The sequence below is a fragment of the Streptomyces sp. NBC_01317 genome (genome assembly GCF_035961655.1).
Lineage (GTDB): Bacteria > Actinomycetota > Actinomycetes > Streptomycetales > Streptomycetaceae > Streptomyces.
In genome coordinates, this window is record NZ_CP108393.1 from 5871063 (window position 1) to 5896940 (window position 25878).

At 70.3% G+C, this 25878-nt stretch carries 26 protein-coding genes and 1 tRNA gene; 13 read left to right on the plus strand and 14 right to left on the minus strand.

Features of this window, described 5'->3' with window-relative positions:
• Positions 1 to 85 precede the first annotated feature (85 nt).
• Positions 86 to 661 (plus strand): TerD family protein, encoded by a 576-nt coding sequence (locus OG349_RS25490; protein ID WP_161310879.1) that lies wholly within the window; start codon positions 86 to 88, stop codon positions 659 to 661.
• 64 nt (positions 662 to 725) lie between these two features.
• Here OG349_RS25490 and tgmC read toward each other — a convergent pair whose 3' ends face one another.
• From tgmC to tgmA, 3 genes are read right to left on the minus strand one after another with little or no spacing between them, the layout of a single operon-like run.
• The gene (gene tgmC / locus OG349_RS25495) at positions 726 to 1889 is read right to left on the minus strand and encodes an ATP-grasp peptide maturase system methyltransferase (RefSeq protein WP_327236799.1); all 1164 of its coding nucleotides are present in this window, start codon (positions 1887 to 1889) and stop codon (positions 726 to 728) included.
• Positions 1886 to 2842 carry an ATP-grasp ribosomal peptide maturase gene (gene tgmB / locus OG349_RS25500; protein WP_327236800.1) on the minus strand — a complete coding sequence of 319 codons (957 nt, stop codon included), beginning with the start codon at positions 2840 to 2842 and terminating at the stop codon, positions 1886 to 1888. The genes tgmC and tgmB overlap by 4 nt, the downstream gene beginning before the upstream one ends.
• A 4-nt stretch (positions 2843 to 2846) precedes the next feature.
• A complete protein-coding gene (gene tgmA, locus OG349_RS25505) occupies positions 2847 to 3104 on the minus strand; it encodes a putative ATP-grasp-modified RiPP (protein WP_327236801.1) in 258 nt (85 codons plus the stop codon).
• A gap of 161 nt (positions 3105 to 3265) precedes the next feature.
• Between tgmA and OG349_RS25510 the strand changes: the two genes are divergently transcribed.
• The 5 genes from OG349_RS25510 (at position 3266) to OG349_RS25530 (ending at position 7841) form a co-directional block, all read left to right on the plus strand.
• The gene (locus tag OG349_RS25510) at positions 3266 to 4369 is read left to right on the plus strand and encodes an XRE family transcriptional regulator (protein WP_327236802.1); all 1104 of its coding nucleotides are present in this window, start codon (positions 3266 to 3268) and stop codon (positions 4367 to 4369) included.
• Between the two features lie 17 nt (positions 4370 to 4386).
• Complete coding sequence (locus tag OG349_RS25515; RefSeq protein ID WP_327236803.1) at positions 4387 to 4965, plus strand: HD domain-containing protein; 579 nt, start codon at positions 4387 to 4389, stop codon at positions 4963 to 4965.
• Between the two features lie 165 nt (positions 4966 to 5130).
• The gene (locus OG349_RS25520; protein ID WP_161310873.1) at positions 5131 to 5706 is read left to right on the plus strand and encodes a TerD family protein; all 576 of its coding nucleotides are present in this window, start codon (positions 5131 to 5133) and stop codon (positions 5704 to 5706) included.
• A 50-nt stretch (positions 5707 to 5756) separates the two neighbouring features.
• Entirely contained in the window at positions 5757 to 6905 is a 1149-nt protein-coding gene (locus tag OG349_RS25525) for a DUF475 domain-containing protein (protein WP_327236804.1), read from the plus strand.
• A 195-nt stretch (positions 6906 to 7100) separates the two neighbouring features.
• Positions 7101 to 7841, plus strand: a complete 741-nt coding sequence (locus OG349_RS25530; RefSeq protein ID WP_327236805.1) for a TerD family protein — start codon at positions 7101 to 7103, stop codon at positions 7839 to 7841.
• 53 nt (positions 7842 to 7894) lie between these two features.
• Here OG349_RS25530 and OG349_RS25535 read toward each other — a convergent pair whose 3' ends face one another.
• Positions 7895 to 8788 carry a TerD family protein gene (locus OG349_RS25535; protein ID WP_327236806.1) on the minus strand — a complete coding sequence of 298 codons (894 nt, stop codon included), beginning with the start codon at positions 8786 to 8788 and terminating at the stop codon, positions 7895 to 7897.
• A 177-nt stretch (positions 8789 to 8965) separates the two neighbouring features.
• On the opposite strand from OG349_RS25535, the gene OG349_RS25540 reads away from it, so the two are divergent.
• From OG349_RS25540 to OG349_RS25550, 3 genes are all read left to right on the plus strand, one after another.
• Positions 8966 to 10129 carry an HpcH/HpaI aldolase/citrate lyase family protein gene (locus tag OG349_RS25540; protein ID WP_327236807.1) on the plus strand — a complete coding sequence of 388 codons (1164 nt, stop codon included), beginning with the start codon at positions 8966 to 8968 and terminating at the stop codon, positions 10127 to 10129.
• Between the two features lie 71 nt (positions 10130 to 10200).
• On the plus strand, positions 10201 to 12759 hold the full coding sequence (locus tag OG349_RS25545; RefSeq protein WP_327236808.1) for a phosphoribosyltransferase: 2559 nt from the start codon (positions 10201 to 10203) through the stop codon (positions 12757 to 12759).
• A gap of 107 nt (positions 12760 to 12866) precedes the next feature.
• Complete coding sequence (locus OG349_RS25550; RefSeq protein WP_442806416.1) at positions 12867 to 13637, plus strand: HAD family hydrolase; 771 nt, start codon at positions 12867 to 12869, stop codon at positions 13635 to 13637.
• A gap of 69 nt (positions 13638 to 13706) precedes the next feature.
• Here OG349_RS25550 and OG349_RS25555 read toward each other — a convergent pair whose 3' ends face one another.
• The 4 genes from OG349_RS25555 to OG349_RS25570 all read right to left on the minus strand — a co-directional run bounded on the left by OG349_RS25555 (position 13707) and on the right by OG349_RS25570 (position 17066).
• A complete protein-coding gene (locus OG349_RS25555) occupies positions 13707 to 13928 on the minus strand; it encodes an FmdB family zinc ribbon protein (protein WP_327236810.1) in 222 nt (73 codons plus the stop codon).
• Between the two features lie 18 nt (positions 13929 to 13946).
• Positions 13947 to 14462 carry a DUF4383 domain-containing protein gene (locus OG349_RS25560; RefSeq protein ID WP_327238722.1) on the minus strand — a complete coding sequence of 172 codons (516 nt, stop codon included), beginning with the start codon at positions 14460 to 14462 and terminating at the stop codon, positions 13947 to 13949.
• A gap of 365 nt (positions 14463 to 14827) precedes the next feature.
• Positions 14828 to 16192 (minus strand): hypothetical protein, encoded by a 1365-nt coding sequence (locus tag OG349_RS25565; protein ID WP_327236811.1) that lies wholly within the window; start codon positions 16190 to 16192, stop codon positions 14828 to 14830.
• Positions 16193 to 16265: 73 nt separating this feature from the next.
• Positions 16266 to 17066, minus strand: coding sequence for a DUF4097 family beta strand repeat-containing protein (locus tag OG349_RS25570; protein WP_327236812.1), 801 nt, complete (start codon positions 17064 to 17066; stop codon positions 16266 to 16268).
• Between the two features lie 207 nt (positions 17067 to 17273).
• Here OG349_RS25570 and OG349_RS25575 point away from each other — a divergent pair.
• Positions 17274 to 17345: transfer RNA gene (locus tag OG349_RS25575), tRNA-Val, on the plus strand.
• Between the two features lie 89 nt (positions 17346 to 17434).
• Entirely contained in the window at positions 17435 to 17707 is a 273-nt protein-coding gene (locus tag OG349_RS25580; RefSeq protein ID WP_327236813.1) for a DUF4873 domain-containing protein, read from the plus strand.
• Here OG349_RS25580 and sigJ read toward each other — a convergent pair.
• Positions 17704 to 18732 (minus strand): RNA polymerase sigma factor SigJ, encoded by a 1029-nt coding sequence (sigJ, locus tag OG349_RS25585; protein WP_327236814.1) that lies wholly within the window; start codon positions 18730 to 18732, stop codon positions 17704 to 17706. The two genes, OG349_RS25580 and sigJ, sit on opposite strands and share 4 nt — an antisense overlap.
• 114 nt (positions 18733 to 18846) lie before the next feature.
• Between sigJ and OG349_RS25590 the strand changes: the two genes are divergently transcribed.
• Positions 18847 to 19290 carry a winged helix-turn-helix transcriptional regulator gene (locus OG349_RS25590; protein WP_327236815.1) on the plus strand — a complete coding sequence of 148 codons (444 nt, stop codon included), beginning with the start codon at positions 18847 to 18849 and terminating at the stop codon, positions 19288 to 19290.
• A 33-nt stretch (positions 19291 to 19323) separates the two neighbouring features.
• On the opposite strand, the gene OG349_RS25595 is transcribed toward OG349_RS25590, so the two are convergent.
• A complete protein-coding gene (locus OG349_RS25595; RefSeq protein WP_327236816.1) occupies positions 19324 to 19815 on the minus strand; it encodes a PaaI family thioesterase in 492 nt (163 codons plus the stop codon).
• 74 nt (positions 19816 to 19889) lie between these two features.
• Between OG349_RS25595 and OG349_RS25600 the strand changes: the two genes are divergently transcribed.
• Positions 19890 to 20159 carry a DUF2277 domain-containing protein gene (locus OG349_RS25600; protein WP_327236817.1) on the plus strand — a complete coding sequence of 90 codons (270 nt, stop codon included), beginning with the start codon at positions 19890 to 19892 and terminating at the stop codon, positions 20157 to 20159.
• Positions 20160 to 20188: 29 nt separating this feature from the next.
• On the opposite strand, the gene OG349_RS25605 is transcribed toward OG349_RS25600, so the two are convergent.
• From OG349_RS25605 to OG349_RS25620, 4 genes are all read right to left on the minus strand, one after another.
• Positions 20189 to 20932: a DedA family protein gene (locus tag OG349_RS25605; RefSeq protein WP_327236818.1), complete on the minus strand. Its 744-nt coding sequence runs from the start codon at positions 20930 to 20932 to the stop codon at positions 20189 to 20191.
• 283 nt (positions 20933 to 21215) lie between these two features.
• Complete coding sequence (locus OG349_RS25610) at positions 21216 to 21671, minus strand: DoxX family protein (protein WP_327236819.1); 456 nt, start codon at positions 21669 to 21671, stop codon at positions 21216 to 21218.
• Between the two features lie 61 nt (positions 21672 to 21732).
• Complete coding sequence (locus OG349_RS25615; protein ID WP_442806417.1) at positions 21733 to 23877, minus strand: FAD/NAD(P)-binding protein; 2145 nt, start codon at positions 23875 to 23877, stop codon at positions 21733 to 21735.
• Between the two features lie 193 nt (positions 23878 to 24070).
• On the minus strand, positions 24071 to 25783 hold the full coding sequence (locus OG349_RS25620) for an alkaline phosphatase D family protein (RefSeq protein ID WP_327236821.1): 1713 nt from the start codon (positions 25781 to 25783) through the stop codon (positions 24071 to 24073).
• Positions 25784 to 25878 lie beyond the last annotated feature (95 nt).

Below are 25878 nucleotides of genomic sequence, written 5' to 3' on the forward strand. Positions count from 1 at the left end.
ATGCCAACGCTCCAGGGGGCGCGCGGCCCGCGGCGTGAGTCGCCGACCATGGTTGCCCGGCCCCGAGAACACATAGGGAGGACTCGTGGGAGTCAGCCTCAGCAAGGGCGGAAACGTCTCGCTGACCAAGGCCGCGCCCAACCTGACCGCGGTCACCGTGGGTCTGGGCTGGGACGTCCGTACGACCACCGGCGGTGACTTCGACCTCGACGCCAGCGCGCTGCTGACGAACGCCGAGGGCAAGGTCGCCACCGACGGCAATTTTGTCTTCTTCAACAACCTCAAGAGCCCGGACGGCTCCGTCGAGCACACCGGTGACAACCTCACCGGCGAGGGCGAGGGCGACGACGAGGCGATCAAGGTCAACCTGGCCGCCGTCCCCGCCGACGTCGACAAGATCGTCTTCCCTGTCTCGATCTACGAGGCCGAGAGCCGCCAGCAGTCCTTCGGCCAGGTCCGCAACGCGTTCATCCGCGTCGTGAACCAGGCCGACAACAGCGAGCTGGCGCGCTACGACCTGAGCGAGGACGCCTCGACGGAGACCGCGATGGTCTTCGGCGAGCTGTACCGCAACGGCGCGGAGTGGAAGTTCCGCGCCATCGGCCAGGGCTACGCCTCGGGCCTGCGCGGCATCGCCCAGGACTTCGGCGTCAACGTCTGAAATAGCAAACATGCAGGTCAGGGAGGGGACGCCCCTTAAAGGGGCGTCCCCTCCCTGACCTGCATCAGCCGAGACGGTGCTCCCAGTTCAGAACCGGTGCTCCCTCGATCCAATAGCGATGTGATGCCTGCGTGATGCGGAGCTGGACAGTGTCGATCTCGGGGCGTCCCGCGGCCTCCCAGGCGACGAGCGTCTCCTCGATCCTGTTCCAGAGGAGCACAGGGCCGCCTTGTCGGACCATCCACCCGTCACCTTGGACGACGAACTCCGCGAAAGACTCCAGATCGGGGTCGAAGAGGTAGAGCAGTCGGGTTCCGTCGGCCCGGGCGGCGCGGACGAGATGCGCGCCGGGCGCGGCGAGCTGTGCGAGGAACGCGGGCATCCAGTCGTCCAGCAGGGCAGGGGACACCTTGGTCTCCCGCTCGTCATCCACGTAGGCGGTCCTGGCGGACAGGTCGCCGGCCACCGGCACGACGGCTTGGGACCGCGCCCGCATGAACGAGGAGCGGCCGATGATCCGGCCCTCGGCATTGCCGTCGTTGTCCACGGTCACCTTGGCCAGGCCGGTCCCGTACGGCCAGGAGCCCACCGTGCCCAGGATGACGCCGCCCGGCTTGGTCTGGCGGACCCAGGTGTGCGGGATGCGCCGAACGGCACAGGTGGCGATCACGCGGTCGTACGGTGCGTTTCGGGGGTGTCCGAGGAGACCGTCGCCGGTGACGGTCCAGGCCGAGAATCCGAGCGTCTCCAGCGCGGTGTCCGCGCGTTCCGCCACGTCCGGATCGACCTCGACCGTGGTCACGTTGTCCGCGCCGAGGCAGTGGCACATCAGAGCGGAGGAGTAGCCCGTGCCGGTGCCGATCTCCAGCACGCGGGTTCCCGCTGTCAGGCCGAGGCTCTCGATCATGCTGACCACCGTGGCCGGGGTGGTGGACGAAGAGGTGGGCACTCCCGCAACGGGCTGAGCGGTCCGGTCGGCGGTCAGATGTCCGTCCAGTTGAGTGGTGAGGGTGTCGTAGCTGTACGCGATCTTGAGCCACTCGGCCGGATCGGTTCCGGCGGCCGTGACGGGCCGCCAGACAGCGCCCTCATCGAGAAACACCCCTGGGTGAAGGAACAGTTCGCGTGGCACGGCTTCGACGGCAGTGCGCAGCGATGGGGACGTGAGGACGCCGTTCTCCGCCAGCAGTGCGGCGAGTCGGCGGCGCTCGCGCGCGGAGTCGGTCATGTTTCTCCTTGTGTGAGCAGGTCGGCGAACGCGGAGGACATCGGGAGGCCGGTCTCCCTCTCGAGCCACCCCCACTGGCCGTTCGGATTCAGCTCCAGCCACCAGTGGTTTCCCGCCCGGTCCACGGCGAGGTCGAAGCTCCCCGATACCAGGCCGAGGAACTCCAGGTAACGGTGCAGTCCCTTCGTCAGCTGGTCGGGGAGGTGCTCGACGGTGTAGGTGAGAGCGCCGTAATCCTTGCGCCAGTCCAGCAGGTCGGATTCGATCCGTACGGCGAACGTGTGTCGGCCGACGATCAGCACACGGAGGTCGGCGACCTTGTCCACGCGGGACTGGAACAAGTGCGGGGTGACACGAACGCTTTCGTCGATCTCGTCGGCCGTTACCGGATCAGCCCATCCGGTGACCGGCACGCCGTCCCGTGCGTACGGCGTCCAGCGCAAGGTCTTGAAGATCACGTCGCGCCGGTCGGTGATGAACTCGCGAGCCTCGGCCGGGTCATTGGTGACGAGGGTAGGGGGTACGCCGAGACCGAGCCGCTGAGCGAGAGCGAGCTGAGCGGGCTTGTAGTCGGCGGCAGCGATACGCAGGGGGTGGTTGACCCAGAGCGGACAGTCCATCCCGTAGAGGGCGCCCCCGAGCCCGAAGCGAACCTGCGCTGCCGCGAACCGCGCGTCGTCCGGTTCCAGGTGAGGGAAGGCGGGCCACTCGGGGCGGCGCCAGTACACCGCCCGGACGCGGGTCAGGTCAGCGGCTCTCGATGGAGTACGAATCTGCCCGGTCATGGAGGCCGAGCAGGTGCCGAACCGAGCCGAGACGGTGAGATCGGCGCCGATGTCCGCAGGGTTGAATCTGACCACGGGCACGTTCCGCCGGTTGAGTTCGGTGATCACCATGTCGGCGGTCAGGTCGTCCGCCTCCGTGGCCACCAGGACCGGCCTCTCCTCGGTCACGTCGTCAGTCCTGCTCGGAGTCCTGGTCCTGCCCTTGATCGTTCTTGGAGTCCGAGTTCGTTGTGGTCGAGGTCTCGGTGCCCTTGCTGGTGCCGTGCGCACCCATCTCGACCACCCGGCCGGCGAGGTCGCGGAACACCCCGAGCTGCGTGCCGGCGTCGACGGCGACCGAGGCGTGCGGGCGCTGGACGGTGGTTGGGTACGGGGCGAGGCGGGCGACGCCCCACGGCGCGGTGGCGGGCTGTTCGACGGCGGTTGTCACGGCGTCTCCTCAAAAGCGGAGTGGATGTCGGAACTGGAACGTACGGACGGACGGAGCGTGGAGGCCCTGGTTGGATCCGTCGAAACCACCGTAAAGTTGCCGTGAGTGCGGTAGGACTGACTGTGAGTACGGGTTGGACGGATGAGCGCACGGGGGGCCTCATGATCGCCAGGTCGCCGGCGAGCCGTGCCGCTACGGGCGCAGTCGCGGGGTTCGTCTTCCGTCTCGCACGCGAGAGCATCCCGCGTACCCAGGCTCAGTTGGCGGAGGAGTTGACGGCAGACCTCGCCACGGTGCAGGGATGGGAGTCCGGTCGTCGTCCGCTGGCCAACGTGAAGGCAGGCACTCTCTCAGACCTGCGGCGCCGACTGGCCGCCCTGGGTGCGGCCGCTTCGGTCCTTCGACTGCTCGACGCCGCGATGGACGCCGACCGTCTCATCGGTACGGCTCTCGATCCCCCGGGTCCTGTGCGCGAGCACCCCCTCGCCGGCTGGGTGCACACCCGGGACACCGCCCACATGATCGCTTGGGCTGTGAACGGCACCACTCCGCCCGCCTTGGCGAACTGTCCGGTTCCGCCCCGCCGGGGCCCTGTGGCCAAAGCTCCTCTCCTCGGCTCGCAGGAGCGCGACGCCTTTTTCACGCACCTCTGGGAAGTGGCCGAGTCCGCCGGCGGCTCGGGGGAGGGCGGCGCCCTGCTCCACCGCCAGGCGCTCTACCTCACCTCGTACGATCGGAGTCCGGAGGCGTCGGGATGGCGGGCCCAAGCCCTTCACGCCCGCCGAGACGTCCTCGCGGTCCGAGGCTGGACGCCGCGCTGGGCCGAGGCCCGCTCGACCACGACCGCTCTCGCACGTCTCGGAGACCCGCAGCCCCTGCTCGACTTCATCGAACGCTCGATGGCCGATGACGACACCGCCGAGACCGCGAACCTCAACTACTGGGCGTATTGGCTGGGCGTCTCGCCCCTGCCGCAGGCGAACGACGGCTTCATGCGGAGCCGGGTACCCCCGGGGTGGGAGCCTCCGTCACTCCTGCGCTCGTTGGTCGAGGGTCTTCATCAGGCACCCGGCTATGTCGACCTGTACGTGCACTCCCTCTGGGCGCTCGTGACGGCCCACAAGTGGCTCCCTCTCGTCTCGCCCGATCTGGCCGTCCGGCTTTGCGAGCAGACTGGGGCACTGCTCGACGGCTGCCGGATCTCACCGCGTTCAAGGCGGGAACTCAGTGAGGTGCACTACGTTCTACGCGACCACCGCAGGTGAAAAGGGAGGCGCACGACATGGCGGAAGACACGGATCAGGCGAAGGGCACCGCAGGATTCCTGTTCGAGATGGGCATGCTGAAGCGGGCCAAACGGTCCGGGTGGTGGATCGCCGGCGTCAAGGACCCGGAGACCATCGCCGAGCACTCCTTCCGTGTCGGCCTCATCGGTTCGGTCCTCGCCATGATGGAAGGCGCCGACCCGGCGAAGACGGCGCTGCTCGGTCTCTGGCACGACACGCAGGAGACGCGCGTCAGCGACATCCCTCACATTGGCCGCCGCTACCTCGACGCGGCATCGAACGAGAAGGTGACCGCGGACCAGGTGTCGGCGGCGCACCCGGCGGTGCGAGCGGGGGCTCAGCGGATCGTCGAGGAGTACGAGACGGGCGACTCCCTGGAAGTCATCTGTGCGCACGACGCGGACAAACTCGAGTGCCTCATCCAGGCGGTCGAGTATCGCGAGCAGGGCTGCGCGAACGTTCAGGGATGGATCGACAGCAGCCTTGAGAAGCTCAAGACCGCCTCGGCTCAGGCGCTTGCCGAGGCCGCCTTGAACATGACCTCGGTGGAATGGCAGAAGACGTACCTGTCCTGACCGGCTGCGAGCCGCCAAGAAGAAGGACCCCGGACGGTGCTCGTCCGGATGTTCACGGGTACGGTACGGGCCCGAACGGCATGAACAGGGCGGGAACGGGCATGACGTCAGGCGCGTCATGGCAGGCAGTACCGCATCACACCACCTCGGGGAGGACTCACCATCATGGGCGTCACGCTCGCCAAGGGAGGCAATGTCTCCCTCTCCAAGGCCGCACCCGATCTCACCCAGGTGCTGGTCGGTCTCGGCTGGGACGCGCGCTCCACCACCGGAGCGCCCTTCGACCTGGACGCCAGCGCACTCCTCTGCCAGTCGGGCCGGGTGCTGGGCGACGAATGGTTCATCTTCTACAACAACCTGACGAGCCCGGACGGCTCCGTCGAGCACACGGGCGACAACCTGACCGGTGAGGGGGACGGCGACGACGAATCGCTGCTGGTCGATCTCTCCAAGGTGCCGGCCCACTGCGACAAGATCGTTTTCCCGGTGTCCATCCATGACGCCGACAATCGCGGGCAGACTTTCGGTCAGGTCAGCAATGCCTTCATCCGGGTGGCCAACCAGGCGGACGGGCAGGAACTCGCCCGGTACGACCTGAGCGAGGACGCCTCCACCGAAACCGCGATGATCTTCGGCGAGCTCTACCGGTACGGCGGTGAATGGAAGTTCCGTGCGGTAGGGCAGGGGTACGCGTCCGGTCTGCGGGGCATCGCTCTAGACTTCGGGGTCAACGTTTCGTAAAGCAGAGCTCTGCGCGGGGGAAAACCTCGTAAAACCAGATGGGGTAGCCAGTGATCCTGAAAACCTTTGGCTGGTCGTTCGCCATCACGGCGGTCGGCCTGGCCTTCGCGGCCTGGCAGTGGGGGTGGGAGGCGTTCGGGATCGTACTGATCCTGTCGATCCTCGAAATCTCCCTGTCGTTCGACAACGCGGTCGTCAATGCCGGGATCCTGAAGAAGATGAATGCCTTCTGGCAGAAGATCTTCCTCACCGTGGGCATCCTCATCGCGGTGTTCGGCATGCGGCTGGTGTTCCCCGTCGTCATTGTCGCCATCAGCGCCAAGGTCGGTCCCATCGACGCGGTGCAGCTCGCGCTCGACGATCCCGACCGTTACAAGGACCTCGTCACCGACGCGCACCCGGGCATCGCCGCCTTCGGTGGCATGTTCCTGTTGATGATCTTCCTCGACTTCATCTTCGAGGACCGGGACATCAAGTGGCTCGCCTGGCTGGAGCGCCCGCTGGCCAAGCTCGGCAAGGTCGACATGCTGTCCGTCTGCGTCGCGCTGATCGCCCTGCTCGGCACCGCGCTGACCTTCGCCACCCACGCCCACACCAGCACCGGCACCCAGGACAAGTCGGCCACCGTCCTGCTCGCCGGGGTCGCCGGACTGATCACCTACCTCGTCGTCGGCGGACTCTCCTCGTTCTTCGAGAACCGCCTGGAGGAGCAGGAGGAGCAGGAGCACGAGGCGGAGGAGAAGGCCCGGGCCGAGGGCAAGGAGATCTCCGCGATCGGCCTGGCCGGCAAGGCCGCGTTCTTCCTCTTCCTCTACCTCGAAGTCCTCGACGCCTCCTTCTCGTTCGACGGGGTCATCGGCGCCTTCGCCATCACGAACCAGATCTTCTGGATGGCGCTCGGCCTCGGCATCGGCGCGATGTACGTCCGGTCGCTCACCGTCTACCTGGTCCGCCAGGGCACCCTGGACGACTACGTCTACCTGGAGCACGGCGCGCACTACGCGATCGGTGCGCTCTCCGTGATCCTGCTGGTCACCATCCAGCACTCGATCAACGAAGTGATCACCGGACTTGTCGGGATTGTTCTGATCGCCGCCTCCTTCTGGTCCTCCGTGCGCCGTAACAGGGCGCTGGAGGCCGCGGGCGGTGACGAGGACCGCAAGGATCCGGACGAGGACAAAACAGCGGTCAGCGTCTGATCCGTACCTGATCCGTACCTGACCCGCGCGGGACCCGTGCTCCGGTGAGCCCGTGGTGAGCCCGGGCCCGCCGGGTGTGGCAGGACGGGGAACGAGGGAACGCTCCGGACGGGGCGGCCGAGAGGCGGAAGCCTCGCGGCCGCCCCGTTGTCCGGTGGGGTGCCGGTGAGTCGACGACGAAGTTTGGGGTGGGACATGGCGTTCTGGGACAACCTGTGGCAGGGGGGACGCGCTTCGCAGTTCGATTCGGGGAGTTCGCACACCAACTCCATCGAACTGACCAAGCGCCGCCCGTCGGTCTCGCTCTCCAAGCAGGGCGCGGCGGCGGGCAATCTGCGGGTGAACCTCTCCTGGCGGATGCGTACGTCCGACATCGGCGGCCGCTCCAAGCAGAGCGGCCAGCTGCTGCGCCACCCCCTGAAGTTCTTCCAGCCCGAGGTGGTGCAGGCGCACACGCAGGGGTTCGTCAACGTGGACCTCGACCTGGGTTGCATGTACGAACTGACCGACGGCAGCAAGGGCGTGGTCCAGCCGCTCGGCGGCTTCTTCGGCGACCTCAATGCGGCGCCGTACATCAAGCTCAGCGGTGACGACCGGTTCGGCGGCTCCTCGGGCGAGACGATCTTCATCAACCTCGACCACCGCGAGGAGATCAAGCGGCTCCTGGTCTTCGTCTACATCTACGACCAGACGCCGGCCTTCGACCGTACGCACGCCACGATCACGCTCTATCCGAGCAACGGCCCCCGCGTCGAGATCGAACTGGACGAGCACGCGCCGCAGGCCCGCTCCTGCGCGGTCTTCTCACTGGAGACCGTCAAGGGCGAGCTGATCGTGCGGCGCGAGGTGAAGTTCGTCTACGGCTTCCAGGCGGAGCTGGACCGGCTGTACGGCTGGGGCCTGCAATGGGGACGCGGCTACAAGACGAAGACCTGAGCATGTCCCCCGTACGGAGACCCCGGCGCACCCCGGGGTGTGTTCCTCAGCTCCTAGGAGCTGAGGAACTGGGGGCCCATCGGGGGCAGCCGGAAATTCGGGTCGGGGGCGGGGGCGGCCGCCGCGGCGGGCTGCGGATATCCGTACGCGGGCTGCGGCGACGCCGCCGGCTGCGGATAGCCGTATCCGGACGGGTCGCCCGCGGCGGGCTGGGGGTAGCCGTACGCGGGCGGCTGGGACGGCAGCGGCGGCTGCGGTACGTACGCGGCGGGGGCGGGCGGCTGTACGGCCGTCACGGGCCCCGGCCCCGGCCAGGCGGCGGTCGCCTGGTCGTCGGGGGAGGGCGCGGCCGGCTCAGGGGCGGAGTCGGCCGGATCGGCCGTGTCGTCCACGGAGACGCCGAACGCCGTGGCCAGGCCGATCAGACCGCTCAGATAGCCCTGCCCCACCGCCCGGAACTTCCAGCCGTCCCCGCGCCGGTACAGCTCGCCGCAGATCACGGCGGTCTCGTCGCCGGTCTCCGGCTGCACGTCGAACACGGCCAGCGGCTCGCCGTCGGTCACCTGGGCGTCGTACAGCAGGATCCGCAGGTCACGCACCTGCCGGAAGGTGCCCGCGTCCTCCCCCTCGTCGTCGCAGGACGCCGCGAGGACCACCTGGTCCACCGTGCGGTCGAGCGCGCCGAGGTCCGCCTCGACGGAATCGGTCAGCCCCTCGCTGACCTGCTTCTTGGACAGCCTTCTGACCAGCCCGGACGGATGACGGGGCTGGTTGTAGAAGACGAAGTCGTCGTCCGAACGCACCCGGCCGTCGGTCCCGAGCAACAGGGCCGAGGCGTCCACATCGGGCACTCCGGTGCCCGGGGACCAGCGCAGCACGGCCCGTACGGCGGTGGCGTCGAGCGGGACGTTCGAGCCCTTCAGCATCGCGTGCGTCATGCGGGTCATCCTGCCTTCCCCAGGGCAGTAGGGACAACGTGGGGCCGCCCTCCATGTCCAGGACACAGCCACGAAGCGGACGAGTTACCTGGATTTCACGCACACGGGGAACTCTTGACACCTGTCCATACGTACTATTACCGGCCACATGTCCAACCGGCCACACCGGCAGTACGGGGGATCCACATGCGTCATTTCGGGCATATCCCGCCCACTGCCCGCGAGGGCCTCTTCCATCAGGAGCCGTGCGAGTTCACCGCCGACTCCCCGGCACGCATCATGTCGGCCGCCCTCGGGGCGACGCTCTACAGCCCGGCGACGCGCCCGCGCCTCGCCGACGACGTGATCAAACAGCACCGCTCCGGAGTGGTCTCCATGGTGCTCTGCCTGGAAGATTCCATCGATGACTCGGAGGTCGAGGCCGGCGAGGACAACCTCGTCCGGCAGTTCGCCGATCTTGACACACGCGGGGACGAACTGCCCCTGCTCTTCATCCGCGTCCGTGAACCGGAGCAGATTCCGGACCTCGTGGCGCGGATCGGACCCGCCGCCGGGCTGCTGTCCGGATTTGTACTCCCCAAGTTCACCGCCGAACGCGGCACCCCCTTCCTGGAAGCGATCACCGATACCGAGGAGCGCACCGGCCACCGGCTCTTCGCCATGCCCGTCCTCGAATCGCCCGAGCTGCTCCATCTGGAGACCAGGACCGAGACGCTCACCGGCATCGCGGGGGTCGTCGACAAGTACCGCGAGCGGGTCCTGGCACTGCGCCTGGGCGTCACCGACTTCTGCTCGGCGTACGGCCTCCGGCGCTCGCCCGACATGACGGCGTACGACGTACGGATCGTCGCCGGGATCATCGAGGACGTCGTGAACGTCCTGGGCCGCGCGGACGGTACGGGCTTCACGGTCACCGGCCCCGTCTGGGAGTACTTCAGGACGCAGGAGCGCATGTTCAAGCCCCAGCTGCGCCGCAGCCCCTTCCAGGAGGGGCGCGCCGAGGAGCTGCGTACGGCCCTGATCGAGCACGACCTGGACGGGCTGCTGCGCGAGATCGAGCTGGACCGGGCCAACGGGCTCCAGGGCAAGACCTGCATCCATCCCTCGCACGTCCTGCCCGTGCACGCGCTGTCGGTCGTCAGTCACGAGGAGTTCTCGGACGCGCAGGACATCCTGCGGCCCGAGCGGGGCGGGGGCGGTGTGCTGAGGTCGGCGTACACGAACAAGATGAACGAGGTGAAGCCCCACCGCGCGTGGGCCGAACGCACCCTCCAGCGCGCCGAGGTCTTCGGTGTCGCGCGCGAGGACGTCGGCTTCGTGGAGCTGCTCACCGCCGGCCTCGCGGAGTGAGCGAAGCGCCGGAATCCACAGGGCCGGAATCCACAGGGCCGGAATCCACAGGGAAGGAAGCGATCCCCGGAATGGTGTGGTCGGGTACATGGGTCGCCGAACGGCTGGGAGTCGAACTCGCGGGTGGTGTCGCGGACGATCCCGCCGGCGCTGAGAACCTGCGGGATCTGCTCGGTCTGGCCCTGCGGCGCAACCCCAAACGGGCGCACCTCCTTGTCTCGAACGTCCTAGGCAAACACGTGCCGCAGCACCCCGGACTCGTATACGGCACGGGTGTCGCCCTCGGCGAGCGGGTCCGTACGCTCCTCGGCCCCGACGTCGCCCGCGCGCTGGTGCTCGGGTACGCGGAGACCGCGACCGGTCTCGGTCACGCGGTCGCGGACGGGGTGCGGGACGCGCCGTATCTGCACTCCACCCGACGTCCTGTGCCGGGTGTCGCGCGGGCGGGCGGCTTCGAGGAGTCGCATTCGCACGCGACCTCGCACCTGCTGCTGCCGGAGGACCCCGAGGCGTTCGCCGGGGACGGTCCGCTGGTGCTGGTGGACGACGAGTTCTCGACCGGGAACACCGTCCTGAACACCATCAGGGCCCTCCACGAGCGCTATCCCCGCTCCTGGTACGTGATCGTGGCCCTGGTCGACATGCGCTCGGCGGCGGACCAGGGGCGGCTGGCGGAGTTCGCGGGGGAGATCGGGGCGCGGGTCGACCTGATAGCCCTCGCCTCGGGCACGGTGGTGCTGCCGGAGGGCGTGCTGGAGAAGGGGCAGGCGCTGGTGGCGGAGCACGAGGCGGAGGTGCGGGCTGCGGCTGCGGCCCTCGGGTCCGCCGCCGGTGACTCTCGCGCCGCCTCCGGTGCCGGTACGCCGGGCCGCCCGGTGACCCGGGTCGATCTCGGCTGGCCCGAAGGGCTGCCCGACGGCGGCCGGCACGGCTTCACCCCCGCCCACCGCGCCCGGCTGGAATCCGCCCTCCCCGGCATGGCGGCCACCCTCGCCGCCGAGCTGGGCGGCGCCAGGAACGTGCTCGTCCTGGGCTTCGAGGAGCTGATGTACGTGCCGCTGCGGCTGGCCCAGGAGCTGGAGCGGACCCTGCCCGCCCCCGCCGAGGTGCGGTATTCAACGACCACCCGCTCGCCCGTCCTGGCCGTGGACGACCCCGGGTACGCGATACGGACCCGGCTGGTCTTCCCCGCGCACGACACCGCTGCCTTCCCGGCCAACGAGGCAGGCGAGGGCGCCGACGGGCGCGGCGACCGGTACGCGTACAACGTCGCGGGCGGCGGCTTCGACGCCGTGGTCGCGGTGGTCGACTCCCTGGCCGACTCCGCCGAACTGCACGGCCCCGGCGGCCTGTTGGCCCGCCTCGCGGCGCACGTCCCGCGTGTGGTGCTGGCCGTGGTCCCTACGTACCTTCCCGTGCCCGCGTACGTCGCTCCGCCCCCGTACGTCCCCCCACCCGTGAACCACCCCGAACGGCAGGAACGCCCCATGCTGCCCGAACCCCTGCGTGGCCCCGCCTTCTCCTCGTACGCGGCCGACGAGGTCGGCTGGCTCCTCCAGGACCTGTCCGACGTGGAGTTGGAGGCCCCCACGGAGGAGCGGGAGGAGGCGATACAGAGCGGTGGCGCGCACTACGCCGAGTCCCTCCCCGTCGAGTACCAGCCCAGCGACCAGTACCAGGAGCTGTTCAAGGCCGCCCTGGAGACCTCGGCCGCCCGGATCGCCCGCGCCGTCGGCACGGTGACGGAGACCGTCCTCGCCGAGCGCTCGCCGCGCCCCGTCCTGGTCTCCCTGGCCCGCGCGGGCACCCCCGTCGGCGTCCTGATGCGCCGCTGGGCCCAGCACCGGCACGGCCTGGACCTGCCGCACTACGCGGTGTCCATCGTGCGCGGCCGGGGCATCGACGCCAACGCCGTCCGCTGGCTGGCCGCCCACCACGACCCGGCCGACGTTGTGTTCGTCGACGGCTGGACCGGCAAGGGCGCCATCACGCGCGAACTGGTAGACGCGCTGGGCGCGTTCGAGGGCTTCGACCCCGAGATCGCCGTCCTCGCGGACCCGGGCGGGTGCGTACGGACGTACGGCACCCGGGAGGACTTCCTCATCCCCTCCGCGTGCCTCAACTCGACGGTCTCCGGCCTGATTTCCCGTACGGTCCTCCGCTCCGACCTGGTCGGCCCGGACGACTTCCACGGCGCGAAGTACTACCGCGAACTCGCCGGCGCCGACGTCTCCGGGTTCTTCCTGGACAGCGTCGCGGCCCGCTTCGACGAGGTCGTGCCCGCCGTGGACGCGGAGGTCAAGGAACTGCTCTCGGCGGACCGCGCCCCCACCTGGGAGGGCTGGGCGGCCGTCGAGCGCATCAGCGAGGAGTACGGCATCCACGACGTGAACCTGGTGAAGCCTGGCGTCGGGGAGACAACCCGGGTGCTGCTGCGCCGCGTTCCCTGGAAGATCCTGGCCAGGACCGGCGCGGGGGCGGACCTCCACCATGTCCGGCTGCTCGCCGAGCAGCGCGGGGTGCCGGTGGAGGAGGTGGAGGGGCTGCCGTACACCTGTGTCGGTCTGATCCACCCGCACTTCACGCGGGGCGCGACGGGTGCGGACGGCAAGGCGGTGGCGGCGCGGTGAACGCCCCGGTGACGTCCCCCGTGGTGAACTCGCCCGGCAACGCGACCACGTTGGTCGCCAGCGACCTCGACAGGACCCTGATCTACTCGACCGGGGCCCTCCAGCTCATGATGCCCGACGCGCTGGCTCCCCGGCTGCTGTGCGTCGAGGTCTACGGGAGCAAGCCGCTGTCGTACATGACGGAGACGGCCGCCGGGCTGCTGGACCAACTGGCCCGTACGACCGTGTTCGTACCGACCACGACCCGTACTCGCGAGCAGTACGGCCGGGTCCAACTGCCGGGACCCGCACCGAGGTTCGCCATCTGCGCCAACGGAGGGCATCTCTTGGTCGACGGGGTGTCCGACCCCGACTGGCAGGCGCGGGTCGCGGGCCGGCTCGCCGACGAGTGCGCGTCCCTGGCCGAGGTGCGCGCGCATCTCCTCGCCGTGTCCGATCCCGCCTGGCTCCTCAAGGAGCGTGTCGCGGAAGACCTGTTCGCCTATCTCGTCGTGGACCGGACGCTGCTGCCGGAGGGCTGGGTGAAGGCGCTGGCGGAGTGGGCCGGGCCGCGCGGCTGGTCGGTGTCCCTCCAGGGCCGCAAGATCTACGCCGTACCGCGGCCGCTCACCAAGAGCGCCGCTATGCGCGAGGTGGCGCGCCGTACCGGGGCCGAACTGACCCTGGCGGCGGGGGACTCGCTGCTCGACGCGGACCTGCTGCTGGCGGCCGACCACGGCTGGCGCCCGGGCCACGGCGAACTGGCCGACTCCGGCTGGACGGCCCCGCACGTCGAGAATCTTCCGCAGGCGGGGGTGGCGGCGGGCGAGGAGATCCTCCGCCGCCTGCTCACGGCGGCGGAGGCCGGGCCACGGCCGGTGCTGGACCGGGCGGGCTGAGCGGGCGCCGAGCGGGCACGCCTTAGGTGGTACGGCGCTGGTACGGCTCCCGGCTCCCGCCCTACGGCATCAGGCGCAGCAGCCGCCCCCGCAGCAGCCGCCTCCGCCGCCCGCCGAGGGCGCGGGGGCGTCGCTGCCCTTGGCGGCTCCACCGACGGCCACCGTGGAGAGCAGCTTCACGGTGTCGTCGTGCCCCGCGGGGCACATCGCGGGGGCGGCGGACTGGGACATCGGCCGGCGGAGTTCGAAGGTGTTCCCACAGGAGCGGCAGCGGTACTCGTAGCGAGGCATGCGCCCAGGGTATCGGTGTCAACCCACGCCCACCCGGTTCCGGCCGCCCCTGGCCCGCCGGCGCTGTTCACGCTCGGCCTGTTCCGGGTGGCGGGCCCGCCAGTACGGGTTGTCGTGGGGGAGGCCGCCGCTGACTCTTCCGTACATCCCGAAGAACATCAGCAAGATGCCGACCACAAAGCTGAACAGCACGTTCTGCATGCGGAACGCGAGGAAGTTGTGGCCGCTGTCGAGCAGGGCGAGATTGACGAAGCCGCTGCCGATGAAGACCACGCCGAAGAACGCGTTCAGGGTCGAGGCGACGTTCCCGCCGACCACCATCCCCGCGAAGAGGATCAGACCCACGCAGAGGGAGATGACGCTGAGCGTGCCGTTGGTGTTGAGGCCCGCGACCCTGTCGCTGCCCGTGGTGAAGAAGCCGATCTGGTCGATGAGGCCGAGGATCCCGAAGACCAGCAGCGCCAGGCCGATGAGTCCGGCGCCGACGCGGTAGACCTGGTTGAGCTTGTGATCCAGGGGGAGGGCCTCGTCGATCCGTACGCGCCGCCGTGGCCGGGACCGGAGCGGCCCCGTCTTGAGCGGCCCCGTCCTGGGCTGCCGGGATTCGGGCGGCCCGGACCTCGGCTGTTCGGACCTCGGGGGCCCGGACCTCGGCTGTTCGGACGTCGGCTGTACGGACCTCGGCTGTTCGGACCCGGGCTGTGGGGATCCGGGCGGCCTCGACCTCGGCTGCCGGGATCTCGGAGGCGCGTGCGAACGCAGGGACCGGAGCGAGGAGAGAGTCATGGGAGATCTCCTTCAGGCCGTACGTACCCCAGAGGACGGTGTCTCTTCCACCTCCACGATCCGCCCACCCCACCTTCCCCACAAGTCGGGCGGCGTCCGGGTGCTCGCGCCCGTCAGGCCCCCGCCCCGCGCTCCTCGCGGATGTCGGACACCACATGCGCCACCGACTGCCGTACCGCCTCGGTCTCGGTCAGGAAGTGCCAGTAGTCGGGATGCCGGCCCTCCAGGCCCGCCACCGCCCGGTCCAGCCGGGCCACCGACTCGTCCAGCGGCCGGGCGTGGCGCGGCTCCGGCACGCTGCGGCCGGCCATCGCCAGCCGCTGCGCGTCACGGATCGCGAACCGGGTGCGGTCGATCTCGTGCTGCGGGTCCTTCGACACGGCGTTCAGCCGCTGCAACCGGTCACCGGCCGCGGAGACCGCCTCGTCCGTACTGTTCAGCAGCGCCCTGACCGTACCGAGCAGGGCCGTCGCGTCCGGCCACCGCTGGTCCTCGCGCGCCTTGCCCGCCTCCTTGAGCTTCTCCTCGGCCTGGCGGACGGTGGTGGCCGCGTGCTCGGGCACGTGCTGGAGGTCCTGCCAGCACTCGGCGGTGAAACGGCGGCGCAGCTCGCTCAGGATCGGCTCCACGGAGCCCGCGCGGGTGGTGAGCGCCTGGGCGCGGGTACGGAGCGACACCAGCCGGCGGTCTATCTCCCTGGCCCGCTCGGGGAGGCGGTCCGCCTCGGCCCGTACCGCCTCGGCGTCCCGGAGCACCCGGTCCGCGCGCTGGAGGGTCTCGGTCACGCCGTGCTGCCCGGCGCCCTGGTTCAGCTTCGTCAGCTCGGGGCCGAGCTGGGCGAGCCGGGCGGCGAGGTCGTCCGCCCGCAGCCCCGAGGCCCGGACGGCGTCGAGCGCGTCGCTGGCGGCCAGGAGCCCCTGCCGGGCCCGCTCCACGGCGGGCGCGAGGCGGGCGAGCTGGGTCTCGGCCTTGTCCAGCAGGGGCCCGAGCCCCTGTTCGAACCGGTCGAGGTCGCCCTTGACCCGGTCCAGCTCGTCCTTGGCCTTCGTCAGCTCCGTACGCGCCTTGGCGACGCTCGACGGGTCCAGGTCGTCCCGGTCCAGGTCGTGGGCGTCGACCGCGCTGATGTAGCCGCTGCTGACCTCGTCGATCCGGTGCCCGAGGGCGGTGAAGTCGCTCACGGCGCGCTGGGCGCTGGGCGAGCTGTCCACGGCCGTGATCGTCTCGATCGAGATCCGCAGATCGCGCTGGGCGGTGTCCAGCTCGTAGAAAGCGGCCGCGGCGGCGTCCTTCGCCGCCTGCGCGTCGGCCCGCTGGCTCTCGCCGCGGCCCCCGAACCAGCGCCGCGTACCCCCGCCGGCGAACGCCCCCGGCAGGATCGCGATCGCCAGGGGCACAGGCAGCAGCAGCACCGTGAGGACATCACGGACGGCACTCGCCTTCGCTCTTACGTGCGGCTGCGCGTGTGTCGCCGTCACATCCCTCTCCCGTGCCGAGTTCGCCCTGCCCTGGTCCATTCTCCCACCAGGTAAGGACGAACACACGGGTCCGTTAGTTCGCGCTTCGGACCGTGACTTGTCCGTTGTCGCTGCGCGCCTTCACCACGTGCGTGCTGTTCCTGTCGGTCGGTACGTCGACGTCGGCCTTGCCGTTGTCGCTGTCGGCCGTCACCGCGTACGACGCCTTCGACCTGGGCAGGTCGATGACGATCTTGCCGTTGTCGCTGGAGGTGTCCACGGAGTCGGGCACGGTGGTGAGGGCGAGGTGGATGGACCCGTTGTCCGCCTTGGCGCTGACGGTCCTGGCGCTGACGTCCTCGGCGACGATCTTGCCGTTGTCGCTCCCCAGGTCGAGCGTTCCGCTGGAATCCCTGACGGTCACGGACCCGTTCCGCGCCACCAGGCTCAGCGCGGTGTCGAACCCGGTCGCGAGGACCTTGCCGCTGTCCGCCTCGACACTCACGGCCACGCCGCGCGGCACCTTCACGCGGTGCTGCCCCTCGCAGTCACTCGCGACGGCGTCGCACTTCACGCGGAGCGTGAGCGTGCCGCCCGACATCCGCCACTCGGCGTCGGGCCCGCTCCCCATGAACACCCAGCCGTCGACCTGCCGGGTCACGTCCACGGTCTTCACGTCGGCGGGGACGAGCGTGACCGACGAGTTCCCCGCGTCGATGGTCAGTTTCTTGCCGGAGAAGGCGAACGACCGGTGCTCGACGGGCGCGTCGGACGCGTCCGACCCACTGCCGCACCCGGTGACGGCGAGCGCGAGCAGCGCCGCACCCCCGAGAGCGAGCAGCGCGCGCACACCGCTGCGGCCGCGGCGGTTGGCGCGGTCATGAAATACGTCCACAGTGATCGTCCCCCAATAAATCGCGTAACTCGTACGTAGGCCCCACCGGCCCTCCCACCGTACGAACGCGACCCCACCCCAGCCGATCCGGCCGCCCACCGTCTTAGGGGTGGGGCTAACCCCCGCACCCCCCACCCGCTTCGCGCCCCCACCCCTACTGGTTTGCGGCCCGGCCCCCTTGTCCATGTACGCTGTTGCCTCATCCACGGGTGCGTAGCTCAGGGGTAGAGCGCTGCTCTTACAAAGCAGATGTCGGCGGTTCGAACCCGTCCGCGCCCACCGGTGGGAAGCTCCCCGGCCGAACAGGCCGGGGGGCTTTTGTGCGTGCGGTGGCGGGACGTGGGCGCGGTGGGGCGCACACTGGGGGGATGAGTAACTATCAGGGGCCCGCGACCCTCATCGCCGGGGACTCCACGATCGAGGTCGTCGCGACGTTGAGCGGCAGTCGGAGCGGTGACGTCAGGCAGTGGGGCGGCAGTGCGCAGACCGGGGAGATGGCGGAGGGTTTTCTCGCCGCCATGGAGAGCGGGGACGTGACGATCCGGCTGCCCGACGGGCAGGAGGGGGTCGTCGTCGCCACGACCACCGCCATCGGCAGTGGGCGGCTGCGGATCTCTGGGAATGGTGCCATTCCTTTCTAGTTCGGTTGTTCAGGAGTTCGGTCGGTCAGGGTCGTCAGTTTGTCTGGGTTTGTAATGTTGTAGATGTCGCTCACCCGGTCGCCCTCCGGGGTCAGGTCCACCACCAGCACCGCGAACGGGGACTCCCCGCTGAAGAGCACCGCCGACGGGTCCCCGTTGACCCGCCGGTAGCGGATGCTGAGGTCCTTGGGCGCGTGGGTGGCGCGGGCGACCAGCAGGCGCGCCACGTTGTCGCTGCCGTGGATCGGGCGGGGGCCCGCGGCCTTGGACTTGCCTCCGCCGTCGCTCCAGAGCGTGACGTCCGGGGCGAGGAGGCGCAGCAGCGCCTCCAGGTCGCCGCCGAAGGCCGCGGCCACAAAACGTTCGGTGACCTGCTGCCGCAGTTTCGGGTCGGCGCGGTAGCGGGGGCGCCGGGCGTGGACGTGTTCCCGTGCGCGGTGGGCGAGTTGGCGTACGGCGGCGGGGGTACGGCCCAGGATGCCGGCGGTCTCCGTGTGCGCGTAGCCGAACACCTCGTGCAGGACGAACACCGCGCGTTCCAGCGGGGTGAGCGTCTCCAGCACCACCATCATCGCCAGCGAGACGGATTCGGCGCGCTCGGCCGCCTCGGCGGCGTCCCCGGCCTCCGCCGCCGGACCGAGGGTGCCCGCGGGCGCGGTGACGAGCGGTTCCGGCAGCCAGGAGCCCACGTACGTCTCACGGCGCCGGGTGATGGCCGCGCGGCGGGCCACGGCCCCGTTCACCGCGATCCGTACGAGATAGGCCCTCGGGTGGTCCACGGGCGCCGCGTCCGCCGCCGCGTTCCTGGCGGCCCACGCGAGCCAGGTCTCCTGGAGGACGTCCTCGGTGTCGGCCACGCTGCCGAGCATGTTGTAGACGAGGGAGAAGAGCAGTTCGCGGTGGTCGGTGAACACCTGTGTGGGGGTGTGGGGAGTAGGGGGAGTGCTCGGGGTGGGGGGAACGGTGGCGGTGTTCTCCGCCGTCTCTTTGCCGGTCGTGCCGGTCGTGCCGGTCGTGTCGGGCATCGTGGCCTCCTCTTCGCGCCGTTCCCGCCCTGAGAGCCGCCGGCGCCCCGGAGTGTGACATCCCGGCCGTGCGCGAGCGGCCGACCGCGCGTGCAGTCCTTCTACACTCGGGGGATGCGGTGGAGCGAGATCGGCGAGGTGGACTGTTCGATCGCCCGGGCGTTGTCCGTGGTGGGGGACCGCTGGACGCTGCTCGTGCTGCGGGACGCGTTCGCGGGGGTACGGCGGTTCGAGGACTTCCGGAGCCGTACGGGCGCCTCGCGGCCGGTGCTCACGGAGCGGCTCGGCACGCTCGTGGAGCACGGGGTGCTGCGGCGGGTGCGGTACCAGGAACGGCCGGAGCGGTACGAGTACCGGCTGACCGAGAAGGGCGTCGGCCTCTATCCCGTGATCGTCTCGCTCCTCACCTGGGGCGACCGGTGGATGGCGGGCGACGACGGCCCGCCCGTACGGCTGCGTCACGAGACCTGCGGGCACACCATCGCGCCCGAACTGTCCTGCCCTAACTGCGGCGAGGCCATCGACCCGCGCCGGATGACTCCTTCGGTACGGGCCTGACGACTCGCCGGCACGGGCCTGGCGCGCCCCGCCCTACGGGCGCAGGATGAGGCAGGTCGTCGTCGCGTGGGCGACCAGCTTGCCGCGCTTGTCCGTGACCCGGCCCTCCGCGGTCGCGGTGCGCCGGCCCACGTGGATCGTGGTGCCCTCCGCGGTCAGCCGGCCCGCGTCCAGGGCGACCGTACGGATGTAGTTCACCTTCAGCTCCAGCGTCGTGAAACCGACACCGGCGGGCAGCGTCGAGTGCACCGCGCAGCCCACGACCGAGTCGAGCAGGGCCGCGGCGATACCCCCGTGCACCGAGCCGAGCGGGTTGGAGAAGTCCGGGCGCGTGCTGAGGGACATGACCACCCGTCCCTCCTCGACCTCGTCGAACGTCATTCCCAGCAGCCGCCCGATGGACGGCACGTCGCCGGGCTGCTTCTGCGCCCGGCGGAGGAATTCGAGTCCGGTCAGGGTGGACAGATCAACCGGATCGGCCGGAGCGGGGCCGTCGACCGGATCGACTGGATCAAGGAGAGTCATGCGGGCGAATTTATCAGTTCAGTTTTGTGACTGACCAGGTTCTGCCCGGCCGCCGAACGCGGCACACTGGAAGCATGTGCCGCAGCATCAAGACCCTCCGTCCGCCCGTCCTCCCCGAAGAGGCCACCGAGGACGACATCAGGGCCGCCGCCCTCCAGTACGTACGCAAGGTGTCCGGCTTCCGTGAGCCCGCCGCCCACAACCGCGAGGTCTTCGCGCGGGCCGTCGACGAGATCGCGGAGGCCACGGCAAGGCTGCTCCAGGGCATCGAGGTCCGGGGCGGCGCCAAGCGGGCGGACACCGAGGCCGCCGTGGACGCCGTCAAGGAAGGCGTGGACGCCTGAGCGATCCGGGCCCGCACCCCGCGCCCGTCCTAGGACGCCGGTACCGGCTCGGACGTCGTGGGCCGCACCTGGGCCGGTCCTTGCGCGGTTTCCGCCGGGCCCGCCTTCGCCAGGCCCGCCTTCGCCGGGCCTGCCTCCGCCGCCTCCTGCGCGGGGCGCCGCATGAGGTACGCCGCCAGGGAGCCCGCCGCGAACAGCGCCAGGACGGACAGCGCCGCGCCCACCCAGCTCGCGCCCAGCCACTGGCCGCCGAAGTAGCCGAGGCCCACGCTGTACCCCGTCCACGCGACCGCCGCCAGCGCCGACCAGGGCAGGAACTCCTTCACCTTGCCGTGTGCCGCGCCCGCGCCGAGGGACACCACCGAGCGGCCCGCCGGCGCGAAGCGCGCGATGACGACCAGGGCGCCGCCGCCCGCGCTGAGCGCGCCGCCGAGGCGTGCCTGGGCGGTGGTCAGCCGGCGGGAGCGCGCGATGGCCCGGTCCAGCCGGTCGCCGCCGCGCCACGCGAGCCGGAAGGCCGCCAGGTCACCGAGGACGGACGCGCCGGCCGCGCAGAACATCAGGATGAGGAGCGAGGGCACCTCGCGCGGTACGCGGGCCACCTGGTCGGCCGCGTTGACGACCGTGCTCGTACCGGCGGCCGCCGCCGTCGCGGCGGTGATCACCAGCACGCCGCTGGGCAGGACGGGCAGAAACACGTCCAGAAGCACGGAAAGAGCCACGACGGCGTAGATCCACGGGCTGCCCGTCAGCGACCCCAAACTGTCCAACACTTTTCCGACTCCCCGCCCGATCCTGTGAACAACGCCGCGTAGTCGCAGGAGTGCAGACAGGAGCAGCTTGCCAGCCATACAGCGTACGCCTGAAGGGTACGGGCCGACGCGCCGGGGTGCCGGGAATTTCCAGCCTTTCCCGGGGCCGTGCCCTTACGGCTTGACGGCGCCCCGGCCGCCAAGGGAGGCCGGGGCGCCGTCAAAAGCCAGTGAAAGCCAGTCAAAGCCAAGGAAAGCCGAGGAAAGCCGAGAAAGCCAAGGAAAGGGACAGGGCGGTACGAGATCAGGCGGCCACCGGCTCCGGCTGTTCCTTCCGCTCCTCACCGGACCCGCGGCCCGCGCCGCCGGACCCGCGTGAGGTGAAGAGCTGGTCCAGGGCGAAGGCGCCCGGGCCGGTGAAGACGATCAGCAGGAACGCCCAGCAGAATATGGCCGCGCCCTCGCCCTGGTTCTGGATGGGGAGGAGCGCCTCCGGCTGGTGCACGGTGAAGTACGCGTACGCCATCGAGCCCGAGGAGATGAAGGCGGCGGTCCTGGTCCCGAGGCCGAGCAGGATGAGCGCGCCGCCGACCAGTTCGATGACGGCGGCGTACCAACCCGGCCACGTACCGGCCGAGGTGGCGTCCTTACCGAAGAGTCCGAAGACCGAGGACGCTCCGTGGAACGCGAAGAGGAGTCCGACGACCACCCGGAACAGTCCGAGCGCGTAGGGCTGTGCGTGGTTGAGGCGAGCATTCATGGGGGGTGTACTCCTTCGATCAATGGTCTGGACCGATGAGGCTCCCTCACGTTAGGTATCCCTAATCAATGCTTGCAAGTTCAACATTTGGGCGGCGATCAATTCGCGCCGCGTCCTGTTTCACGCCTCTGACCAGGATGTCCAAGGTGGCACGTGCCACTGCGTCGGTCTCCGAGAGCATCACGGAGTCGACACCCGGCCGCGCGCCCGCGGCCGTCACCCAGTGCACTCCCTCGGTCGGCACGCCGAGCGCGAACCTCCGCGGGTGGGGCTCTCCCTGACGGTCGATCAGGTGATACGGGCGACGTGTTACATCCAGGCCACCCGTCTCGTAACCACCGACGGTGTGCGGCCGGCACTGACCCGTCTTCAGCAGTCGCGAGAGCAACGGGTCGCAGCCGCGCCGCAGATCCGGTTCCGGCAGCCTGGCCTCCACGAGGGTCGTGGCCCGTACGGCCGATCCCGGCACCTCGGGGGACTCGGCCACGAACACCCCGTCCTGCACCCGTACGTTCATCCGCGGCCCGATCACGTCGAGCACGCCCGCCTCGATCAGGGCGGTCATCTCCTCGATGCGGCGGCGGGGCGGCCCGATGGAGAGGAACGCGTTCAACGGCGTGTACCAGCGGTCGAGATGGTCGCGCCGGGAGGAACCGGACAGGCCGGCGTGGTCCACGATCAGCCGCAGTTCGTTGCGCAGGTCGCGCAGGACGTCCAGGGCCGCCTTGACCGGGCCCGCGACATTGCCGAGCGCGGCCTCGGCGGCGTCCTGGCGCAGATGGGTCAGCAACCAGGCGCGGTGATCGGCGGGATCGAGGAAGACCCGGCCGCCGTACGGGCGGGAGATCCGGTCCCAGGACCAGCGTGCGGCGGCCTCGAACCCGGCGTCGTCCAGGACGGCGGACTCCTGCGGGCTGCCGTGCGGCGTCACGAGGAAGCGGTCCAGGAAGGAGGACAGGGAGGAGGACAGGGTGGAGGACAGGGAGGAGGACAAGGGGGCGGGGGAGGAGGGGCCGGCGGCCGCGGCCAGGACCGTGGCGTAGAAGACCGCCTCCACCTCCTTCGCGACCAGCGGCCATATCTCCGTCAGGAAGTCCGGCCGGTCGCCGTCGTCCGCGCGCTTGCGGAACCCCGCGATCACGTCCGGCGTCAGCACCAGCGGGCGGTGCCGCTCGGAGGGGCCCTTCGCGTTGTCCCCGCGCGCCTGGTACGGGATCCCGCGCCGCGATCCCGCGTACAACTCGGGCTCGCGGCCCGACGGGTGGTATACGAGGACCCCCTCGGTGTCACGAGCAAAGATCCCGCCACGGCCCGCCGTCAGCAGCGCCATGTGGTCGAAGAAGTTGAGGCCGAGCCCGCGCAGGAGGACCGGTTCGCCGGGAGCGATCCCGGAAAGGTCGACATCGGCGGGATTCGAGGGCGGGACGTAGCGCAGACGGTGACGCTCCGCATACTCCGCGAGTACAGCCTGGGTCTGACCGAAAATCACCGGTAGGTGACCTTGGGCGAGCACCACGGCGGAGAGCCCGGAGAGCGTCGTTCCGTCGTCGAGGGTGAGGATCTGGCGGGGGCGGGAGCGGGGACGGCGGAGGATGGGGCGTCCTGGGCCGCCCGGGTCGTTCGCGTCCGGGTTCTCCGGAGCGGACATGTCGGTCACGTCCGCCGCGTCCGTCAGATCCGTGAGGTCGTCATCCAGACGGATCGCCCGCGCCCGGTGGACCACCACCGTCACGTTCTCCGGGGCGTGGTCGGCCGTACGCCGGAACGCCCACTCCAGATAGCGGCCGTACGACGCCCGGCTCGGGTAGTCGTCCGGGCCGAGGCGCTCGCCGGGCCGGTCCACGGCCCACTCGTACAGACTCGGGCCCGGCCGTATCGGCCCCTCGCACGCCACGGTCGGGTCGGTGAACACGGTGACCTGCGAGGCGACCGTGTTCATCAGCAGCTCGGCGGGCTGGTCGGTGCGCCAGACGCGGCCGGGACCCGGCGGCTCCGGGTCGACCACGTGCACCGTCAGCGGGACGTCCGGGGCGAGTTCGGGCACGGACGCGCAGAGTCTTTCGAGAACCGAGGTGCCGCGGGGGCCGGCGCCGACGACGGCGAGGGAGTGGGGCAGGGGCTGCCGTACATCGGACAAGCTGTGGCTCCCGGGACATGGGGGGTGGAGGAAGGGAAGGCCGCCACTGGAAGCGGATCGTCCGCTCATCATGCCGCTGGTCCGCCGGGAGTCGAACCCTTGGGCGGGGGATCACCCTCTGTGGGAAGGATCACGGAGGGGTTGGGGCAAGGAAATCAAGGGGGTTCGGGAAAGAGTTTGTGCGGATCACCCATTCGGCGCCCCGGGCGGCCGGACAGTCGCTCACTGCCCGGGCCGCCCTCTGCGTCGGGGAGTCAGACGGTCACGGAGTCAGGGACCGCTCCTGTACGGTCACCAACTCCGCGCCCCCCTCCTTCGCGAGCGCGTGATCCAGCCTCAGATCGGCGGACCGGCCACGCAGCGTCAGCGTCATCAGCTGATTGCCGAACCAGGGCCCGCCCGTCCTGCGCCACGCGACCGACGAACGGCCCACCCGGCCGTGCCGCTTGAGCGCGCGGCCCAGCCCCCGCCCGAGCCCGCTCCAGCCGAACCGGAAACCGATCTTCATCGACGCGGGGATGGAGTTGTGCACCGGCGAACAGGTCAACTGGAGGACACGCGCGTCCGGTCCGCCCGAGGCGTCCGTCCAACGCGGTTCCGCGATGTACGCGTGGTGCACGTCGCCCGACAGCACACATACCGTCGCCGGCGCTCCCGGTCCGCGGCCGGCCTCCGCGATCAACGCGGTCAGTTTCTCGAACGACTTGGGGAAGGCCGCCCAGTGCTCCAGGTCGGCCGCCCGGCGCAGCCATTCGCCGAACCGCGCCCAGCGCGGCCCGCGTTCACCGCCGCAGAGGGCGGAGTCCCAGGACTCGACGTCGTGGATGAAGGGCGGGAGCAGCCAGGGCAGGGACGTACCGACGAGGAGATGGTCGTACGATCCCCGCTCGTCGGGCGGTCCCTGCCCGTCGAGGACCTGTTCGCGGACCCACCGCTCCTCGCCCTCGTCGAGCATCGCGCGCTCGCTCTCCTCCAGGACACGCGCGGCCCGGGAGTCGACCATGACCAGCCGTGTACGGCCGAAGTCGCGCCGGTAGCTCCAGCGCACCCCCGCCGGATCGCGGTCTGCCTCGGAGGCGAACTCCCGGAGCCGGTCCGTACCGTCGGACGCGGCGCGGACCTCCGCGTACACCTCGTCCGTCTCCAGTTCGGCGGGGGAGAGGTTGCCGAGGTGCTGGTAGACCCAGTACGACATCAGCCCGCTGAGGACGCGCTCCTGCCACCAGGGCTTCTCGCGCATGTCGGCGACCCAGGCGTCGCTGGTGTTCCAGTCGTCGATCAGGTCGTGGTCGTCGAAGATCATACAGCTGGGGACGGTGGAGAGGAGCCAGCGGACGTCGGGGTCGCCCCAGGACTCGTCGTACAGATGGCTGTACTCCTGGTAGTCGGCGACCTGTTCGCCGGGCGGCTCGCTCAGGTCACGGCGTTTGGCCAGCCAGCTCTGGGTCGCCTTCGAGGTCTCGTCCGCGTAGACCTGGTCCCCTATGAGGAGGAGGACGTCGGGGCGTTCCCGCCCACGGCTGTCCGGGCCCGTCGCGAGGGTCTCGCCGGTCGCGGTGGTCTCGGCGGCGATGCGCAGCGCGAGGGTGTCGAGGGCGTCGGGGCCGACCGGGTCGGGCTCGCCGTGCGGCGGGGACGCCCAGCGGCAGGAGCCGAAGGAGACCCGCAGGTCGGTGGCGTCCGCGGCGGGGCTGCGGATCACACTCGGCGGGAAGCGGGACTCCTCGGGCGGCCAGACGCGGTGGTCGTCGAGCACCACCTCGTAGGGGGTGGCGGTGCCGGGGGTCAGCCCGGTCACCGGGATCAGGGCGTAGTGGTGGCCGGCGACGGTGAACGTACGGGAGGTGCCGTACGCCCCGTCCTCGCACCGCACTTCGGCGGTGCACGGCCGGTCGGTCTCGACCCAGACGGTCGCGGTGCCGCGGCCGTCCCAGTCGACGTACCGCAGCAGTGGTCCCAGGCGCAGCCCGGTCATGTATGCCCTCCTCCGTCGTTCCGTACGGTACGGAACGACGGAGGGACGTGGCGAGTGGGGCGGGTGATCAGGACGCGGATCGGGGCGCGGATCGG